Raw genomic sequence first — 20,403 nt, forward strand, 5'->3', positions numbered from 1 at the left:
TTTCCAAAAACATAAAATAGCATCAGGATTAATCATTCTGATGCTTGTTTTATATTATTTCTGCCTTCCTGATCCATTATTTGAGGCTCCTACCTCCACGGTAATCGAGAGCCGTAATGGTGAATTGATCGGAGCACAGATCGCTACAGATGGTCAATGGCGTTTCCCGGTCATGGACAGTATTCCAGAAAAATTCAGGATCTGTATCACCAATTTTGAGGATGCCTATTTCTACAGACATCCGGGATTTAATCCGGTTTCCATGTTAAAGGCCATGACCACCAATATTCAAGCCGGAAAAATTATTCGCGGCGGAAGTACCCTGACCCAACAGGTAATACGACTTTCTCGTCAAAATCAGCCCAGAAGCTATTTCGAAAAAATAATTGAATTAGTTCTGGCTACCCGTTTAGAACTTCGGTATTCCAAGGAAGAAATCTTAACATTCTATGCATCCTATGCACCATTTGGGGGAAATGTAGTGGGGCTCGAAATGGCTTCATGGCGATATTTTGGAATTGAAGCTCAACAATTATCCTGGGCAGAAAGTGCAACGCTGGCAGTTTTACCGAATGCTCCCGGACTTATCTATCCGGGTAGAAACCAAAATGCGCTCCGTCAAAAAAGAAACGGGTTATTAAAAAAATTGTTCGAACAGCATATTATTGATAAGACGACTTATACGCTGGCCCTTGCAGAGCCTTTACCACAAAGACCATTTCCATTACCCCAGGTCGCACCTCATCTAGTACAAAAAATAGCAAAAGACCATGCAGGAGAGCGTGTACAAACCACCCTGGATCTGAATCTACAACAGCGGGTAAACCAAATAGTTAAACAGCATTATCTGACCTTATCAGAAAACAGCATCTATAATAGTGCAGTACTGGTTATGGACATACATACACGGCAGGTACTTTGCTATGTTGGTAATTCACCTACGAATAAAACCCATCAAAAGGATGTCGATATTATAGGAGCCCCAAGAAGTACCGGAAGTATTCTAAAACCTTTTTTATATACTGCCATGTTGGATGCAGGAGAACTTTTACCTGCTGCTCTTATTGCAGATATCCCGACTCAGATCGCCGGGTATAGTCCCAAGAATTATGACGAAACCTATAAGGGTGCTGTCCCTGCTGATCTTGCTCTGGCCAGGTCGCTGAATGTACCGTTTGTTAGATTGTTACAGAATTACGGACTCGGGCGTTTTAGAGATCAGATAGAGAAACTCCACCTTAACGATATCAATAAATCAGCGGATCATTATGGATTGACCTTAATTCTTGGAGGTGCTGAAAGCAATCTATGGGATCTCTGTAAAAGTTATGCAGCTTTAGCATCGACCCTGAATCATTTTAATGAAACTTCAAGTGAATACTATACAGGAGAATTTTCGGAACCTTTGCTTTATAGAAATGAATCCTTTGATCCGGGAATCAAACAGAAAGAAAAGCTCCTTTTCGATGCCGGAAGTATCTATCATACTTTTAAAGCAATGACTGCCGTCAATCGTCCTGAAGGTGATCAAACCTGGGAATATTTTGATTCTTCCAGAACAATCGCCTGGAAAACCGGCACAAGTTATGGAAACCGCGATGCCTGGGCTATCGGAGTGACTCCCGACTATGTTGTAGGAGTCTGGACCGGTAATGCAGATGGTGAAGGCCGTCCAGAAATGACTGGAGTAAGCAGCGCTGCCCCAATCATGTTCGATGTATTTAATATATTGCCGCGTTCCGAATGGTTCAACCCGCCCTATGATGCCATGACCGAAGTGAACATCTGTCATAAAAGCGGTTACCTGGCGGGGCCTGCCTGTGAAAGCACAGTTGAATGGGTTCCGATAAACGGTGAAAGAGCAAGAAGTTGTCCTTACCATCAATGGGTTCATCTAGATGAAAAACAACAATACCGGGTAAATTCATCCTGCTATCCAACCGATATGATCATCAATACTTCATGGTTTACACTTCCACCACTCATGGCCTATTATTATAAACATTCCAATGCTACTTATTCAAGTCTCCCCCCTTATCGTAAGGGTTGTGATCCGGGTACTGGAAATTCCATGCAATTCATATTTCCAAAGCAAAATGCATCCGTGGTTTTACCAAAAGATTTTGAGGGTAATACCAATGAACTCATCCTTAAGATCGCGCATGACAAACCAGAAAACTCAGTATTTTGGTATGTTGACGACCAATACATCGGCATGACTCAGGAATTTCATGAAATGGCCATAAAACCAGAACCGGGATATCACAGAATCACTGCTCTGGATGAAAACGGCATTGAAATAACCCGAACCTTAAAAATTGAAACCACTGATTAATTGTTACTTCCAGTTAATTCTACCGATTTACCCTTTCCTATAGTGAGCTGGTATTCAAATACAGATTTTAATTTCAATTCCTTTAGCTCTTTTTCAGAATGATTCAATGGTTGTCTAATTTCCGGGATCTGAAAGAATGGTTTGTTTGTGGGACCGTTGGTCTCCTTTAAACCTTCTCCTGTTAATGCAGTATAAGATCGAATCACACAGATTCCGCCTTTTTCAGAGGAAATCACCGCAGATTTGATCACACCTGCATGCCATGTCATGTCAACAGTAAACCCTCCTCTGGCTTTTAATCCCTCAACAGATCCGGAATACCAGGTCATTGGTAAAGCAGGTAAAAGATGGATCCCACCGTCATGGCTCTGTAAAAGCATTTCGGCAATACCTGATGTACAACCAAAATTCCCATCGATCTGAAATGGAGGATGTGCATCAAAGAGATTTGGATAGGTTCCTCCTACCTGACTACCGTCATTCTGTATTGAAGGCCGCAACTGATCTGTGATCAGTTTTAAGGCATGATCTCCATCGAGCAAACGTGCCCATAGATTTACCTTCCATCCCATTGACCAACCAGTGGATTCATCTCCCCGGGCCATTAGAGCAGTCATTGCTGCAGAAAATAATTCAGGGTTTCTGTAAGGTGATATCTGATTGGAGGGATAAAGTCCGTATAAATGGGAAACGTGTCTGTGATGATCACCTACTTCATCCCAATCTTCCATCCATTCCTGTAACTGGCCCCATTTTCCGATCTGCATCGGTGCAAGATCTGGTAATATCTGACGAAGTGAATCGGCAAATTCGATATCGGTATCCAGAATCTCAGAAGCTCGAATTGCATTGGTAAAAACATCAAATACCAATTGATTATCCATCGTGGTACCGGCAGCGATAGTGGTTTTTGAATGGTGTGAGTTTTCCGGTGACATCGAAGGGCTGACAACCCACCATTTATTGTCAGGGTCTTTTTGTAATACTTCCTTATAAAATAGAGCGACGCCTTTTAGAATATCGTATTTTTCCTGAAGGAAATCCTTATCCGCTGTAAATAAAAAGTGTTGCCAGAGGTGTTGACTCAACCAGGCACCCCCCATTGGCCATAAGCCGTAATAGCCGCCATCTACAACCCCCGATATACGCCATATATCTGTATTATGATGAATATTCCAACCCTTCGCGCCATACATCTCAGAGGCTGAAGACTTACCGGTTTCAGCGATATCCCCGATAAGATCGAACAAAGGTTCGTGCATTTCGGGAAGAGCGGTAACCTCTGCCGGCCAATAGTTCATTTCCGTGTTTATGTTGACGGTATATTTACTATCCCATGAGGGTTTCATTTTATCATTCCATATCCCTTGCAAATTAGCTGCCTGAGTACCGGGTCTGGAACTTGAAATAAGCAAGTATCTTCCGAATTGAAAATACAATGCAACCAATTGAGGGTCTTCCCCTTTTACAAAATCTCTGATTCGTTCATCAGTAGTCTTTTGTACGGAATTTGAAGTGCCGAGATCCAGTTTCACCCGGTTAAAGTACCTTTGATATTCCGTTGTATGCTCCTCCACCAGACTGGCAAAATCCTTTTCAGAAGAAGCATTTATAAGTTCCAAAGCTTTTTTATGAGCATCTCCGGAGAGATCCTTGTAATCGATAAAATTTGTTCCAATCGAGATGAACACGAGAACCCTATCTGCATTTTCGATCGTTAATCTATCTCCTTCTGCAATCAGGCTGCCTCCGTAAAGAACAGGTTTCACCAAGGTTGTAAATTCAACTTTACCCGCCTTATTCTCATAATCTCCTGAGATACCGTTTTGTATCAAAACACCATCACGGATCACTGTTTCTTTAATATTTTGGGGCGAATTCAACTCCAGTGAGCAAGATATCGATCCGGACGAATCAGCAGATAATTCCCAGACCATTATATCGCCCGTAAGCGAGGCAAATGCCTTTTTTGTATAGGTAACATCGTTGGCTATATAAGTCGTTGAAGCAACAGCAGATTCGATATCCAGTTCACGCTTATAACCGGATATTGAATCTATATTTGACTGATGGATCAAAAGATTTCCAACGGGTTGATAGCACATACCGTAATTACTATTTTCAGGTGCTCTTCTCGGAAGCACTTCATTTGCTAACTTTTGTGCTTCTTCATAGTTACCTTCAAAGATCAGGGACCTAATCTTTGGCAGATATTGTTTGAGGGCGGGTTGAATATTATTACCCGGCTCTCCTGCCCATACCGTTTCTTCATTTAATTTAATGGTATCCGTCTGAATGCCTCCATATACCATCGCTCCCAAACGGCCATTACCGATCGGTAGTGCCTCCTCCCAGATGGAAGCGGGTTCATCATACCATAATTTCATAGGATTCCCAGAGGATTCAGTGATGTTATATTGCTGCTGATCACAGCCGGAAAACAGCGTTCCGGCCATTAAACTTATGGAAAGTAAAATACGTTTCAAGTCAGTAGTAGTATTAGTTTGTAATCTGTCGAAGAATATACTAAAATTAAATTATATAACCGTCCGGTTCTATGAGGTAAGGGTGATGTTGGTGACATTAGTGACACTGGTGACAATAGTGAGTGTGTGGTGACTGAATTGAGAATGGAGAATGGAGAATTGAGAATGGAGAATGGAGAATGGAGAATTGAGAATGGAGTTTCGAAATTACTATAAACCATTTAAACTCACTAACAATGAGCCACGCGAAGAGAAAAAACTGAGCCGCGCGAAGCAATAAAACTTGAGCCTGCGAAACACAAGTAGCTCAGGTCACTCTAGCATTTTGGGCTAAAGGCCCACAAATAGCGACGACACTTGCCGCAGCGTCAGCAGGCAATCGACACTCCTGCCTCGCCGCAGGCTGAGGCCAGGATCGACACTGGGTTAGTACTTATTCTTTAGAAAAACCTCACCCCAAAATCCCCTGAATAGCCTTAAGCTCCTTCTTACTAAATTCCGGCCCATTAAGACACTCCAGAGAGTCCATTAACTGTTTGCTTTTACTTACCCCCAGAATCACAGAAGTGATCCTTTTATCGTGAAGTACCCAAGCCAGTGCCATTTGAGCAAGTGATTGTCCGCGTCCTTCAGCAATCTCATTTAATTGTCGCACTTTTTCGATCTTCTCACCGGAGATTTGGTCTTCTTCAATAGCACCGTTTCCTCTGTGGGAGGCTGCACGACTTCCTTCCGGGATTCCACCCAGATATTTATTGGTCAGAAGGCCCTGCGCCAGTGGCGAAAAAGCAATACAACCGATTTCTTCCTTTTCCACTACATCCAGTAATCCGCCTTCAACCGTACGGTCGAACATGGAATATCTGGCCTGATGAATTATGAAGGGAGTACCCATTGATTTCAGCATTTTAGAAGCAGCGGCCGTTTGTTCCGGGTTATAATTGGAAATCCCTACATATAATGCCTTTCCCTGGCGAACGATCAGATCAAGCGCTCCCATGGTTTCTTCCAGTGGAGTATTCGGGTCCGGTCTGTGATGATAGAAAATATCCACATAATCGAGCCTCATACGCTTCAGACTCTGATCCAGGCTTGAGACCAGGTATTTTTTACTGCCCCAGTCACCATAAGGTCCCGGCCACATCGTATATCCTGCTTTGGAGGAAACGATAATTTCATCCCTGTATGATTTAAGATCCTTTTTAAGAATCTTTCCAAAGGTCTTTTCCGCCGATCCCGGAGGCGGTCCATAATTATTAGCGAGGTCAAAATGTGTCACACCATGATCAAAGGCCTTACAAACGATCTTTCGTGCATTTTTAAAATCATCGATCTTTCCGAAATTATGCCAAAGTCCGAGAGACAAGGCGGGTAGCATCAAGCCACTGTTACCACAGCGGTTATATTTCATCAGGTCGTAACGTTCGGGCTTAGGTTCAAAATGACTCATTTTTCAGCGGTTTTAAAGAAAGTCTAAGGTATTAAAATTGTTTGAATGGTGCAGGGGTATGGATTATGAATTATGGATTATGAATTAAGAATTAAGAATTAAGAATGAAGAATTAAGAATTAATAATGAAAATTAAGTCTAAAACGGTCAACACTAATTTGGGAAGTTCATAAAGCATACAGTTTACTGCGTTACTGCTTTAAAAGATAACATCTAACAGCGTAACTTATATTCATTGAGAATTGAGAATTGAGAATTGAGAATTATGGATTATGAATTATGGATTCTAGAGGTTCAATAGAAAGTAGAAGACAGAAAACAGCATAAAGCATACGATTTACTGCGTTACTGCTTCACAAGGTAACATGTAACATGTAACATGTAACTGGGTAACTTAAACTAATTGAGAATTGATTTGAATGAATGCTAACAACCTTATGCAATAGCTTTATGGATTTACTGTTCTCAAAAATTTAACGGCTTTAACATCTCCCCAATAGAAAGCAAAACATAATTAGCTTACATTTAGGTAGTTATAAATAAATCGCCCTCTATGTTTATTTGAGGTAGATGTGATTCATTAATTCTTCAGAAACATGGCCATAACTCTTTTCATAGAAACAGGTCTGCCCCTTACCAATCCGGTATTAAAATTTCTGTTGATCCTAATCATCATCCTGTTTACACCAATTCTTATGAACCGAATAAAAGCACCTCCCCTTTTAGGACTTATCATTGCAGGTGCTGTTATTGGTCCGCATGGATTTAATCTGATCATAAGAGATAGTGGAATCATTTTATCCGGTACTGCGGGATTACTCTATATTATGTTTCTTGCCGGGCTGGAGATCGACTTAATGGAGTTTAAAAAGAACAGTGGTAAAAGTCTGGTATTCGGACTGCTTACTTTTGGGATCCCTATGTTCTTAGGGATCATATCGGGTTTGTATGTACTTGGATATTCCATGAAAACCTCGATCTTATTAGCCAGTATGTTCGCTTCACACACCTTGATCGCCTATCCATTGATCAGTAAAATGGGGCTTTCCGGAAACCGGGCGGTAACTATTACGGTTGGAGGAACGGTGATCACAGATACACTGGCCCTTTTGGTACTTGCCGTCATTGTTGGGATGACCACGGGTAAAGCCGATCTTTATTTCTGGATCCGCCTATCGGTTTATATTCTATTGTTTGGTTTCACGGTTCTTTATGTATTCCCGATCCTGGGACGATGGTTCTTAAAGCGATATCACGATAGCGTAAGTCAGTATATTTTTATATTAGTCATGGTTTTTTCAGGTGCCTTCCTGGCAGAACTTGCCGGAATTGAACCCATTATCGGTGCTTTCCTAAGCGGATTAGCCTTGAATCGACTTATCCCGCATAATTCCCCCTTGATGAATCGCATCGATTTTGTGGGAAATGCCATTTTTATTCCCTTCTTCCTGATCAGTGTTGGGATGCTAATCGATTACCAATTATTCTATACACAATATCGAACGCTTTTTGTAGGTACTATTATGATTATTATCGCGACGATGTCGAAATACATAGCTGCCTGGGTCACACAAAGGTGCTACGGTTTTACTACCGATGAACGAAGATTGATCTTTGGACTCAGCAATGCACAGGCTGCAGCTACACTGGCAGCGGTCATGGTTGGTTATTCTATAATCATCGGAGAGACTCCAGATGGCACACCTATTCGACTACTCAATGAAAATGTTCTCAACGGCACCATTTTAATGATATTGGTAACCTGTACTATCGCTACCTTTTCTGCTCAAAAAGGAGCACAGAATATCGTTTATCAAAAAACCGATGTGATTCAGGAAGAAAAGATCAAGCAAGTAGAAAGATTCCTCATTCCGATTCGAAAGGTTATTTCAGCGGAAGAACTGGTAACTCTGGGTATACTCTTACGATCCGCAATGCACAAGGAAAGTATATTTGCATTGAGTATCGTCAATGAAAACCGGGACAGAGGTCTAGGGGAAAAAGAAGCGCAAAAAATACTTCAAAAGGCCGTAGAAACCGGAAATGCTTCAGATATACCCGTACAACCAGTGCTTCGATTTGATCTTAATGTGATAAGTGGAATAACCAATGTGATTCGGGAAAACAAAATCAGTGACCTGATACTGGGTTTACATGAAAAAAAAGGGTTCTCTCAATCATTCCTTGGGAATCTGACCCAACATCTGCTTCCAGTAATAAATGTCACTACGTTCATTTATAAACCGGTTCAGCCGATAGCTACCATCAGAAGGCATCTGATAATCCTACCTGAAAAGGCAGTATATGAATCAGGATTTCCGTATTGGTTGATAAAAATATGGAACCTGGCCAGAAACTCGGGTTGTAAACTGGTATTTCACGGCACGCGTGAAACCTTAGTACTTATTAAAAAAATCAATAGCAATCATCCGCTGAATTGTGATTTCAGGGAATTCTCAGATTATGATCATATCCTGAAAGTAACTCAAGAGTTGCGTCCGAATGATAATCTGATTCTGATCATGAGTCGAAAGAACGGAATCTCCTACCATCCTCTAATGAATTCGATACCGACAAATCTGAATACCTACCACCCGGATAAAAGTTTTATCCTGATCTATCCCATTCAGGCTGGAATATTTTCTTCCTCCACGGATCTTACGAATCCTGCAATTTATGAATCTATAGAGAAACTGGAAGAGATCAGTAAATCGATCCTCAATTTATTCAGGAATAAGCATCATTGATCAAATCCATCCTTCGGAGACCGCCTTATTGATCAGGGCAGTAGAAGAGTTACAGTTACATTTTTCCAGCATATTCTTTCGATGCGTCCTAACCGTATGAATACTGATACATAATTGATCGGCAATCTCTTTACTAGACATCCCCTTATAAATCAGGCGCAGTACTTTCATCTCTGAAGGAGACACCAACGGAGCATTCGCATAACTTCTACTCAGATCGATATTCAAAAAAGAGGAACTATCGCCTATTCCTATGAGGGAGACTTTTTTATTATTGACAGAAGTAAGATGACTGATATCGGTGTGAATGTTCAGCGACTTGACAAAGTTATTATTGTCATCCACCGTAAGCACCAGTGACTGATGGTTGAACAATCGATAACCTCCGTCGGCAACCTTAAAACGAAAATTATAAGAGAATTTATACCGGGTTATATTCTCGATCCCGATGGTTTCCTTGACCAGATTAAAACTATTCTTTTCAGCCTCGGCTACAAAATCCATATCCTCGGGGTGAATAAGCAAAAGAATATCATTGATGGTTTGAATGGTATCCGGACTCTGACCATGGATGGTTTCAAAGGCAGCACTGATCTTTGACACATTGAGATCATAGAAATCGATAATATAGTGATAAGAGGGACCTAAACTAAATACAGAGCTGACAATCTCAGCAAAATCGAGGTCAGGCATTGCGGTGGGATTACGTTCCGAATGGATCATATCTTCCCACACTTTATACATTTTATTAACGTCAGGTGTAAGCATAGATTACAGATATCCATTTCAATTTTACGAATTTCCCTTGAATCGTCTACATAAATGCTCAAAAAATATATTGTCTGCCATAAAAATTGGATCAAAAAAGCAAAATATAGGTTTCAGTCTGTTTATAACTCATTCATTTTAGGGCAAGTTGAAAAAGTATTAAAATTTGGTTCAATTTTATTCGTGAAAAACTTGTTTTTTATTTGAAAAGATTTCTATATTTGCACCCGCTGAGACGGAAGGATCAGCACTGGAGAAATGGCAGAGTGGTCGTCCCGACAACTATCGGGAGCGGCAGTCTTGAAAAAGTATCCACGACATATTGGAGAAATGGCAGAGTGGTCGAATGCGGCAGTCTTGAAAACTGTTGAGGGTCACACCTCCGGGGGTTCGAATCCCTCTTTCTCCGCTGAGAATCTAACAAATTCCACCAAAAGCCCGTAAACACTATGTTTATGGGCTTTTTTAATTTTATTTGATATCAAATAAAATCATTCAAAATCAAATAATATGAACGGTATTCGGTGCGTACTTTTTCAAAATAAATTTACGCGCCGAATTCTTTGTTAAGCACTGTAAATTAGTAGATTACAAGGGTTTTTAATGCAATCGAAAATATGTTTTTTTACCTTTAATGGGAATAAAAAAATACGCACCGATGCAAAATACCTACACTTTCCTATTTTATCCACGTGGTAATGATATTGATAAAAACGGCAAAGCTCCTGTTTATGCACGAATCACGGTTAATGGCAAGCGAAGTGAATTTAGCATAAAACGAAAAGTAGTATTAGAAAAATGGAATTCTGATACTGGCAGGATAAAAGGAAAAACACCAGAAGTTCTTGAATTGAATAAATATATGATCTCTATTCAAAACAAAATCAATAAAACTACCTACAGTACTTTCAAAAGATGACATTTTTTCAATCATTTCTTGTGCCAATAACCTAAAACATAAATGCATCATAGCCCTACTCTATTCTGCCGGACTAAGACGTTCTGAACTCCTCAACTTAAAACTTACCGATATTGAAAGTAATCGAATGCTTATTAAAGTGAGAGATGCTAAAGGCAATAAGGACAGGTATACCATCTTATCTAAAAAAATGTTAAAAGACTTAAGAGAATATTACAGACAATATAGACCTAAAAATAATTTATTTGAAGGCCAAACCAAAGAGCAATACAGCGCCAATAGCGTAGGTAAAGTTGTAACAAATACTGCCAATAAAGCAGGTATAAAAATTCCAGTTTCATCACACACGCTTCGACATAGTTTTGCAACTCATCTTTTAGAAGCTGGTACTGATATTAGATATATACAACTTTTACTTGGACATAACTCCACTAAAACCACAGAGCTATATACTCATGTAGCCAAAAACAGTTTCAGCGCGATAAAAAACCCTTTAGACATGTAGGTATTTGCTTATATTTGAGTGGATATTTAATAGAAATAAACACACCAGTGTGTTTATACACATGTTATAGGCAATTTAAATGAAAACGAAATTGACAATATTCTCTACCCTGTTTTTATTCCTCTTCAGTTGCTCAAATCAACGCTCAGAAAATGAAATTGACAACCAAAAGGAATTAACAGAAACATTAGCCGAACAAAAAGTTGACAATAGACTACCTGTAACTAAAGACAGTTTGATAGCTAAATTGGCAACTATGGAGACAGACACTCTTGACTGCTCGGCTGATGTTTATTGGCAGATAATCGGAAAGGGCAAATCATACATTCCCAAATTAATCGGGAGTTTGACAGATACTACTCCAACCAACATTTATCACGGATGCAAAAAAGAAAAACTGAATATCGGGGAACTATCCTACTTTGCATTAGAAGAAATAGGAGATTTCCCTGCATTTATAGTAACTCAAATTCAATTTGACGTAATCCAAATTAATAATGGATGGCACTGTTGGAGTTTTTATGATTATCTCTTTGACAATAGAAATAAAAAGGAATACCAAAACAAGGTAAAAGCCTTCTACGAGAAATCTCAATTTGAATTTGTTGAATATCCCGATTCAGTAATTACGGACTGTATGAAAGAGTATTCGATTAAGGGTAAATTAAAATGGAAAGAATAAAAAGCCTATAACAAAGTGTATAGTGCATACCCTACGGGATACGCACCATACACAAACCGTTGTAAGCCATTAAAAAAAACGTGAGACACATAATTCCAATATTATTACTCCTTTTATTTGTACTTGACAGTTCTGCCCAAACTGACAGCTTGAAAAAGGTAAATCCAAGCTTTACGAAAATGCTCGTTAGTGATGAAAATATTTACGCATTAAATTCAAGTGGACAACTTCATGTTTGGAATTTAAAGTCATTAAATAGAACCTTTACAACTGACACAAATGTTGTAAAGTATACCTCCATTGCCAAAGACAACTCAAATAAAATCTACCTTGGCACAGCAAAAGGCAAAATTTTCACGATTGACAAAAACGATTATTCAATTGACCTACACCTTGAACTAAAAAAGGACTACAGTGTCACTGATATCTTTTTCAACTCTACAGATGAAATCTTTCTAATAGTTCCTTACGCTGTTTATGACCCGATAAAAGATAAATACTGGACAGATTTCAAACACCAGCCAAATGGTATGATTGTGTCAAAGCGCTTCTTATTCCTCTTTAGGAAACGGACAAACAAATACTTTGACATGCCACAATATGCTTTCATTGACAGTCAAGACAGAATTTGGATGGCTAAGAGTTTTGGTGAGTTTGGTGGTTCTATTCAGATTTTCGATACCCGAAGAAGAACAGAACTAAGTGCGGACATTGACAGTCTAAACTTTGGTTTACTCTTTCCAAAGTCGGTATTTGAAGATAAAGACCAAAACATTTATATCACTTCAGGTCTTCAACATTTTATGAATAGTGGTGATATTTTTAGAATTAAAAACAATACTGCTATTAAAATTTATGACAGTGAAGATTTCAGAAAAACAACGGAAACAAATCCATTTGGTGGTGGGATTTTCGTTGGCCCAGGAACATATAATGCATTTGACAACAAAATATATTTTGCCACAACAGAAGGTTTTTATCGTGCCGCTATTCCGAACGAAGGAAGAATAGAAAATCCTGAATTGATTTTTAAACCAGAGTTACTTTGGGATAGAGAACCTTTGGCAATAGGAGTTTCAATGTCAGTAAAAAGATTGACTTTCACTACCGACAACAGACTTGTGTTCCTGACTTCAAATAATGGAATTGGGATTTATGACGGAACAGAACTAAAAATGATAAAATAAAAAACGGCTTACAACAAGCTGTATAAGCCATTGCCTATTCCTCCCTCCTATTTAAATATTTTCTTACATTAGTCGGTGAATATAAATCGAGCAAAAAGTTAGCGCAGTTCACGAACTGCTATGGCAACGGCTCATACACCAGAGCGTTGTGTGCAATTTAAACGAGATGCTGAACCTTCAAAATATTAATAGCGCAAAGTCAAGGCTCTTAGCTTATGACCCTAACACCTTTAATGGGGTTCAGAATAGCTTTGTAGAATATCTATATAGAATTGAAGTTGATGACTTTAGACATATACAAAACCTTAAAATTCAATTCCAACACCCTATAACTGTTATTAGTGGAAGTAATAAAATTGGAAAAACAAGTATTTTACTTCTGATAGCATGCTCTCACAATCATTTTAAAAAATATGATGCAACCAAACCGGAAACAGAATTAAGAGATCATCAGTGGAAAGACGTAATTTCGTTTACTAACCATGAAACAGTTAACAACAACTATGTATATCGCCTTTTTTGGAGAAAAGGTAATGATGACCGACAGGGTGAAGGGAAAAGGTCAGCTACAAGTAAGGCTTGGACTGGTCTTGCTAAATACAGTTCGGACCTTAATAGGATGAATGCAAAAATTAGAGACAAAGAAGTTCGCCTAATCGATTTGGAAAGAGTTATGCCCGCTAGAAATTTTTCGAATAGTTTATTTAGAAAAATTGGTCAACTAAACGTACAAAACAGACTGCTAAACGATGTGGAATTAGCTTTCGCTTATGTATTTGATCTAGATCCCAATATAGAAGTATTTAATATCGGCTCTCACGTTAACAAAGTTGCATATCTTATTAAACCACCAAGGGGCGATTCATATTCAAGCTATAATGCTGCATCAGGGGAAGAGTCATTGTTGAATATATTGAGTGATATTTTCGATGCTCCAAACAACTCCTTGATATTAATTGACGAAATCGAAGCTGGTTTCCATCCAACAATTCAAAGAAAATTGGCGGACATAATAGAGTATGTGTCATGGCACCATAAAAAGCAGTTTATAATTACCACACATTCTCCGACATTAATGGGGGCATTTCCACAAAAGTCGCGTGTTTTCATTGACACAAAATTGGATGGAACTTATGAAGCTATACCGAAAATTTCTCGTAATACGGCGTTCTCAAGGATGGACTCTAATTCACATCCTTTATTAAACCTTTATTGTGAAGATGAAGAGGCCAAGTTTATTATTCGCAACCTACTTGTCGAGATAAACCAAACTCACAAAAACTTTAATCGATTGGTCAACATTATATCTTCTGGACCAATAAATGAAGTAAAGAATGACTACGAAAGGCATAAACGCAACTTCCCTCAAATGCGCATGAAGATTGGATACGTATGTGTCTTTGATGGCGACTATAAGAATGACCCGAATTATTCGAATTACCATGACAACAATAACGAATTTTCGTTCTTTCTTTATCCATATATGGCTCCTGAAAAGTTTTTAGTAAATGCATATTTGTCCGCAAATCCAAATCTGCAGTTACAATCTGCCTATAATTTCAACGACCACCACACGCTTTTTCAAGAAATGTCGCACTTCGGCCTAGCTGCGGATCGTTCACAAGCAAGAGAACTCTGTTGGACTGCTTTCAAAGCCACTCCTGAATACACAAGATTGAAGGATACATTTACTAATTTTATTAAGAAAGGGGTAACTTACTTTTCGAAAAAAAATGATTAAAAACTGCATACAACAAAACCTATACGCAATGCCCTTCGGGACACTGCGCATAGTCAAACCGTTGTAACACATTTACCAAAACCTCAAATTTGAAATTTTTAATTAAAATAGTTTTAATAGCAGTAGTACTTTTTGTAGTTGCTATTATTGCGTTCATTGTCGCTTTTGGAGACCACACTAATCGGACTAATTTCCGAATTTATTCTTTGGACAAAAAGCAATGCATAACTGTAATTACTCAAGGGGAAACTAGATATATAATAAATGGAGAACATAATTCGGTTCCAAAAACTGATTATATAAAAATTGACAAAAGTGGAATCGACCCAATCGGAGATGAAATAGGAATCTGTTGGAAAAATGAAAACTATGAATGGGAATTAGTTAATCATCAATCAAAGATTCTCGAAGTAAAATTGGACACGCTGAAATACAAATTTAATACAAGTTGGGAAAAAGATAAATACGGAATACCAAACTCAAAAAAATATCACCAGCCGAATTGTGGAACAATTGATTTATTGAATATGAAAGTCTATAATGAACCTATTTTATTGGAAAACTAAAAAAATAAAAACGTGTTACAACAAGCTGTATAAGCCATTGCTGGTTCCTCTCACCTATTTAAAAATTTTCTTACATTAGTCCGTGAATATAAATCGAGCCAAAAGTTAGCGCAGTTCACGAACTGCAAAGGCAACGGCTCATACACCGGAGCGTTACCCAACATTTGAAAAAAACCTTTGAACATAACAACAAGCTTCTAAAAATCCTCTTGAGGGAGAATATTTATTTTATTATTGGTTTGATAATTATAACGCCTATTTATTATTATCTGAAAAAAGGAGAGCAATTTGTTTTGGACTTTTTGTTTGTCAAAATAATGTCTGTGATTTTCTTAATCTATAATATACCGAATTTCATTATTTATTTTAACTATTACAAAGAAAATAAGAATACGCAAATTAAGATTGACACAAAAAACAACAGCATCGGAATTATCAAAAACGGAGTATCAAAACAATATGAAATAACGGAAATAAAATCTTCAATTTATCACTTAGGAATTTATTACAAAAATCGGATTGACAACGCAATGCGCTGGAAAATGATAAACTCTGACCTTGCATACTGGGATTTGGAATTTAATAATGGAGACCGATATTATATTTCAAACTTAATTGTGGACTTTCTGCACGACGAACCAATTGTGGAGAATACAAAGTATAGATTTAGAATGTTTCAATACATTAACAAATCCGACTCTAAAGAAGCTTTAACTTTAAAACAAGAATTGGAAAGGAAAAAAGAAAAAAGTCAAACGGAAAAGTTTGTGGAAAAATTTGAATCAAAATCTGAAAACGAATTGAATGAAATTTTGACAAACAAATCAAAATATCAGAAGGAAGCTGTGAAAGCAGCTGAAATAATATTAACAAATAAAAACGTTGGGTAACAACGTATAACCGCAATTACGGCGGATTCGACTACGTCCGAATCCACTCGGAATTGCTAACGTTCGTGCCAAACCGAAAATAAACGCATATTAACCCGTAACTGACAGTTATACGAGCCGTTAGCACCAATACGAAAAAGCAATGAACAAAGATAAAATTCAATTATATCTAAATAATTTTCGGAGATTTTTATCACCATATCTTCGAAAAGATATAAACTTCAGAACAGTAAGTTATCCTGCTGATGATGGTGCAATTGTAGAATTGAAATTTCAAAAAACTTCGCCCGTAAAAGATGAATTCCGAAAAAATGAGAAATCTATAACGGACTCATTAAAAAGAATAAATCAACACGCATTTGGTGGAAATCTTGCTGGATTTAAATTTTCTGGAACTAATGTAATAATGGAGGAAGGTCGAATTATATTAATTAAAGATAATGATGAAAAGCAATGGGATTTGGAACAAGCTAAAAAAGATGTAGATAAATTAATTCACCCTCAAAGAGATAATTTATGAGAATTGGAGATATTGAGGGAACACCAGAAGAAATAAAAGACCTTGTTGATAATCAAGGTTTGGACATTGGAAAATATTTAAAAGCAACACCAAGTATAAGTAACAAAAGGAATCACAACATTGGATTATTTATTTCAATTGCGATATTTCTGATATTAAATATTTGCGTTTGGACTATTAATTTTTCTGATACTTATGAAAAAATAGCAATTGTAATCTTGTTAGCATTAATTTGTTTCATTACTATTTTAATACACCAAAGACACGAAAATTTTATGATTAGTGGTTTAGTTATTCTTTTTTCAATAGTGATTATGAGTGTCTGTTTGGATTTTATAACACCTAAAGATGCATTAGAAAAAATAGATAAAGAAAATCCTTTGAATAATAAAATTACGGAATAAGTACTGGTGCTAACAATGAATAACCGCAATTACGGCGGATTCGACTACATCCGAATCCACTCGGAATTGCTAACGTCTATGCAAAACCGATAATTAACACATATTAACCCGTAACTGACGGTTATACGAGCCGTTGTAAAACATTTTGACGGACACCAAAGAATCTATTTAAAATTAGGAATGAGGGGAATTTTAGCTGTTTTGGTTAGCGTACTTTTAGTTGGCATTCCGACTGGAATTATCTTTTATTTGTTTTCTTATAGCATAGTTGAACTCTTAGGAAAAGAAATTTATGCAATAGCAATTTTTGTGTTAGCATTTCTGATTTTAGTCTGGGATGTATATAAAAAAGTCCTGAAATTCTTTAAACGCTCATAACTCAATATCTAAAAAAAAGACAATGCTAAAAAACAGCTTAAAAGTGATTTTGTTTTCATTTTTAGTTTTTTGCTCGACATCATTTTTGACAGTTATAAATCATCTGACTTCACCAATAAATGAAACTATTGGATATAAATCTCTGGAAATTGGATTTCCATTCAAATATTACGAGGAATTTATGATTGACTGTCCTAACCCAAATTATGGATGGAATTTAAACTATCTGATTTTTGATATAATCCTGACTGTAATAATAGTCAGTGGAATTAAATATTTAATAAATAAAAAAAACGTTTTACAACACCGGCTATAGTTTATTGCTCGCTAAATGCTAAACCAAAAAATAGTAACTTTAACTTGGCTCGATTCCTACTCCGAAAAATCGCTGATTTTTCTCCGCAACGAAACCAAAGCCAAACCGTTGTACACAAGCTAAAAACCGAAATCAAAATTGATAAAAAAGATACTAATTGGAATTTTATTACTCGGAATTATAACCATAATCGGATTTTTTATTTTTATGGCAAATTTTGAGATTTTCGATGCCCCAGTTGAAACGGAATTAAAAACTGAATGTGATTACGAAGGTTTGCGGAAAATTATAATGTCGGAATCTGGCGGAAATGCTGTTACAAGAACTTCAATTCATATTTCAGTAACCGATTGCAAATACGACAAGGAACCAAACGAAGAATTTATATTTGTTGTTGACGCTCCAAACATTAAACCAAAAGACGTAAGTTTCAGTTGGAAAACTTTTGATACAGTGACAATTCGATATGATAAAAAATTGCGGATTTTTAAACAGGAATCGGAATCGAAAACTGTGAATCCAAAAATAATATTTGAATATATAACTAAATAAAAAGCCAGTGTACAACAACGCATCCTATGAAAAGCATTAGTCACTTTCTTCAAAGTTAATATTTTCTTACATTAGTCCGTGAATATAAATCGAGCCAAAAGTTAGTACAGTTCACGAACTGCTATGGCAACGGCTCATACACTAGGCGTTGTGCATAATTAGATGACCGAAAAACAAATAGAAAAAATAGTTGACTCTAATAAAGTTTTATCTGATGAACTTGATAAAAATAAATATTTTGGATTTTTTCCCGCTGTTTTAATAACTCTTGCATTTGGAATACCAAACTTGCCTTTCATTACTGATAATACGACTTTAAATCCGACAGTTAAATGGATTGGACTGCTCTCAGGCTTACTGTTGATTTTGTTGACATTTCTAAGTTTTAATAAAGAGAAAGAAATAAAATCGGTAATAACTAATCTAGATAAAGAATCCAATAGGCAAATAATTGAGAAATATTTTTGTGACCAGAATATTTCATTGACTAAATATTCAAACTATTACTCAACATTACTACCGAGTTTATTCTATAAAAAGGGTTTGAAATTGATAATCATACCAATGAATAATAAAATTCTATTCAATTTAAGAACAATTGGTTTTGCAGTGGAGGGAGGAAGAATACCTTACTCAATCGGAAAACAAATACAACAAAATAAACTGACCGAAAAAATAAGAAACTATGCACAACAAGGAATATAAAAAATTGCTACATTTAGTTTTACCAAATTTAGTTGCTTATTTGTTTGCTTACGTCTGATTATAAAAATATTGCGGAATCTGAAAATCCAACTGACAAAAAATACCAAGAAAAAATTAAAATCGGACTTTCAAGGTTTGCCTATGTTAATATGGAATTAGACACCGAAGACCAAGAAAGAGGTTGTACATACTTTAAAGAATTAATGGACATTGTGGGACTGGAAAGTTCCAATGGACAACTGAATAAATTTATGTACAGTTTTGACCTGAACGAAATGACAAAAAAGAATTAATAAAATGTCTACTAGAAAGAAGGGTCAGTTAACGACAGACACAGAATGGCGAAAACATTTACGTAAGATAGGAAAGCGATTTTTCTGGAAAGGTGAACGTTTAGCTGAAAAGAAGATGATTGATAAAGAAATAAAAGAAAGTAAATAAAAAAGCCAGTTGCCAACAAGCTGTATAAGCCATTGCCTGGCCGTTACTCCTATTTAAAAATTTTCTTACATTAGTCGGTGAATATAAATCGAGCCAAAAGTTAATGCAGTTCACGAACTGCTATGGCAACGGCTCATACACCGGAGCGTTGTAGCACATTTGAGAAATGAAGAAACAGAATCCATATTTAACCTACATTCTGATAATTGGAATAGTTCTTTTAATGGCATTTATTGACAGAATTGAGTTCTTGAAACCATTAAAAAATATTGTGTTTCTGATTTCGATTCCAATCATTATTTGGGATATAATAGAAAGACTAAAATATAGAAACGGAAAGAGGAAGAACATCTTAAGAATAAGAACAAACAACGATGATTATAACCGAATTTTTCCTTTTATTTTCGGAACTATTTTAATTGTTGCCAGCTACTTTGGTCTGACAAAAATCGAATCTGAAAAAATCCTATTATACTCAATACTAATAACTGGAATATTATATTTAATAACAGGATTTCTGTTTGTGCCGACTGGAATAATTAAATACAAAAATGATAAATTGAGTTTTGCGAATGGAAACAATAAACACTCCATCGAAATTGACAAGATTGATAGTATTGAATTAAAATCTACCGACATAATAATTGCGGACAAAAGTCAAAAGAAATATTATGTGAATTTTATGAACTTAGTTGAATCTGACTATCAAAAAATAACTGAGTTCTTAAAAGACAAAATCGGAAATAATATAGAAATAAAAAACGTGCTACAACATCGGCTATAGTTCATGGCCGAGCTGTTACCTGTAAAT

The 20,403-nt window shown here is 36.8% G+C and carries 18 protein-coding genes, 1 tRNA gene and 1 pseudogene; 17 read left to right on the forward strand and 3 right to left on the reverse strand.

Annotated features, from left to right (window positions below):
* Positions 1-40: 40 nt before the first annotated feature.
* Positions 41-2,335: a penicillin-binding protein 1C gene (gene pbpC, locus DMZ48_RS13985; RefSeq protein WP_242009214.1), complete on the forward strand. Its 2,295-nt coding sequence runs from the start codon at positions 41-43 to the stop codon at positions 2,333-2,335.
* Here the strand turns inward: pbpC and DMZ48_RS13990 are convergent.
* Positions 2,332-4,821: a glycoside hydrolase family 95 protein gene (locus tag DMZ48_RS13990; RefSeq protein ID WP_242009215.1), complete on the reverse strand. Its 2,490-nt coding sequence runs from the start codon at positions 4,819-4,821 to the stop codon at positions 2,332-2,334. The genes pbpC and DMZ48_RS13990 overlap by 4 nt on opposite strands.
* Positions 4,822-5,272: 451 nt before the next feature.
* Positions 5,273-6,271: an aldo/keto reductase gene (locus DMZ48_RS13995; protein WP_143955786.1), complete on the reverse strand. Its 999-nt coding sequence runs from the start codon at positions 6,269-6,271 to the stop codon at positions 5,273-5,275.
* A gap of 596 nt (positions 6,272-6,867) precedes the next feature.
* Here DMZ48_RS13995 and DMZ48_RS14000 point away from each other — a divergent pair.
* Positions 6,868-9,018: a cation:proton antiporter gene (locus DMZ48_RS14000; RefSeq protein ID WP_143955787.1), complete on the forward strand. Its 2,151-nt coding sequence runs from the start codon at positions 6,868-6,870 to the stop codon at positions 9,016-9,018.
* Here DMZ48_RS14000 and DMZ48_RS14005 read toward each other — a convergent pair whose 3' ends face one another.
* Complete coding sequence (locus tag DMZ48_RS14005; protein ID WP_143955788.1) at positions 9,019-9,786, reverse strand: LuxR C-terminal-related transcriptional regulator; 768 nt, start codon at positions 9,784-9,786, stop codon at positions 9,019-9,021.
* A 324-nt stretch (positions 9,787-10,110) separates the two neighbouring features.
* Here DMZ48_RS14005 and DMZ48_RS14010 point away from each other — a divergent pair.
* From DMZ48_RS14010 to DMZ48_RS14075, 15 genes and pseudogenes are all read left to right on the forward strand, one after another.
* Positions 10,111-10,195 (forward strand) — tRNA-Ser (locus DMZ48_RS14010).
* Positions 10,196-10,444: 249 nt separating this feature from the next.
* Entirely contained in the window at positions 10,445-10,705 is a 261-nt protein-coding gene (locus DMZ48_RS14015; RefSeq protein ID WP_143955789.1) for an Arm DNA-binding domain-containing protein, read from the forward strand.
* Positions 10,668-11,210, forward strand: a pseudogene (locus DMZ48_RS14020) (tyrosine-type recombinase/integrase); the annotation flags it as partial. The gene DMZ48_RS14015 and the pseudogene DMZ48_RS14020, both read left to right, overlap by 38 nt.
* 256 nt (positions 11,211-11,466) lie before the next feature.
* A complete protein-coding gene (locus DMZ48_RS14025; RefSeq protein ID WP_143955791.1) occupies positions 11,467-11,892 on the forward strand; it encodes a hypothetical protein in 426 nt (141 codons plus the stop codon).
* A gap of 149 nt (positions 11,893-12,041) precedes the next feature.
* Positions 12,042-13,079: a hypothetical protein gene (locus DMZ48_RS14030; RefSeq protein WP_143955792.1), complete on the forward strand. Its 1,038-nt coding sequence runs from the start codon at positions 12,042-12,044 to the stop codon at positions 13,077-13,079.
* A 166-nt stretch (positions 13,080-13,245) separates the two neighbouring features.
* Positions 13,246-14,820: an AAA family ATPase gene (locus DMZ48_RS14035; RefSeq protein WP_143955793.1), complete on the forward strand. Its 1,575-nt coding sequence runs from the start codon at positions 13,246-13,248 to the stop codon at positions 14,818-14,820.
* Positions 14,821-14,909: 89 nt separating this feature from the next.
* A complete protein-coding gene (locus tag DMZ48_RS14040; RefSeq protein WP_143955794.1) occupies positions 14,910-15,386 on the forward strand; it encodes a hypothetical protein in 477 nt (158 codons plus the stop codon).
* Between the two features lie 164 nt (positions 15,387-15,550).
* A complete protein-coding gene (locus DMZ48_RS14045; protein WP_143955795.1) occupies positions 15,551-16,276 on the forward strand; it encodes a PH domain-containing protein in 726 nt (241 codons plus the stop codon).
* Positions 16,277-16,418: 142 nt separating this feature from the next.
* Complete coding sequence (locus tag DMZ48_RS14050; RefSeq protein ID WP_143955796.1) at positions 16,419-16,796, forward strand: hypothetical protein; 378 nt, start codon at positions 16,419-16,421, stop codon at positions 16,794-16,796.
* Positions 16,793-17,200 carry a hypothetical protein gene (locus DMZ48_RS14055; protein WP_143955797.1) on the forward strand — a complete coding sequence of 136 codons (408 nt, stop codon included), beginning with the start codon at positions 16,793-16,795 and terminating at the stop codon, positions 17,198-17,200. Before DMZ48_RS14050 ends, DMZ48_RS14055 begins: the two co-directional genes overlap by 4 nt.
* Before the next feature lie 832 nt (positions 17,201-18,032).
* Positions 18,033-18,446 (forward strand): hypothetical protein, encoded by a 414-nt coding sequence (locus DMZ48_RS14060; RefSeq protein ID WP_143955798.1) that lies wholly within the window; start codon positions 18,033-18,035, stop codon positions 18,444-18,446.
* 162 nt (positions 18,447-18,608) lie between these two features.
* The gene (locus DMZ48_RS14065) at positions 18,609-19,151 is read left to right on the forward strand and encodes a hypothetical protein (protein WP_143955799.1); all 543 of its coding nucleotides are present in this window, start codon (positions 18,609-18,611) and stop codon (positions 19,149-19,151) included.
* Positions 19,152-19,195: 44 nt separating this feature from the next.
* Positions 19,196-19,444 (forward strand): DUF4844 domain-containing protein, encoded by a 249-nt coding sequence (locus DMZ48_RS14070; RefSeq protein WP_242009216.1) that lies wholly within the window; start codon positions 19,196-19,198, stop codon positions 19,442-19,444.
* A gap of 4 nt (positions 19,445-19,448) precedes the next feature.
* Positions 19,449-19,592, forward strand: coding sequence for a hypothetical protein (locus tag DMZ48_RS18645; protein ID WP_162558727.1), 144 nt, complete (start codon positions 19,449-19,451; stop codon positions 19,590-19,592).
* A gap of 166 nt (positions 19,593-19,758) precedes the next feature.
* Complete coding sequence (locus tag DMZ48_RS14075) at positions 19,759-20,376, forward strand: hypothetical protein (protein ID WP_143955800.1); 618 nt, start codon at positions 19,759-19,761, stop codon at positions 20,374-20,376.
* Positions 20,377-20,403 lie beyond the last annotated feature (27 nt).

Source organism: Robertkochia solimangrovi, assembly GCF_007279655.1.
GTDB classification, from domain to species: Bacteria; Bacteroidota; Bacteroidia; order Flavobacteriales; family Flavobacteriaceae; genus Robertkochia; species Robertkochia solimangrovi.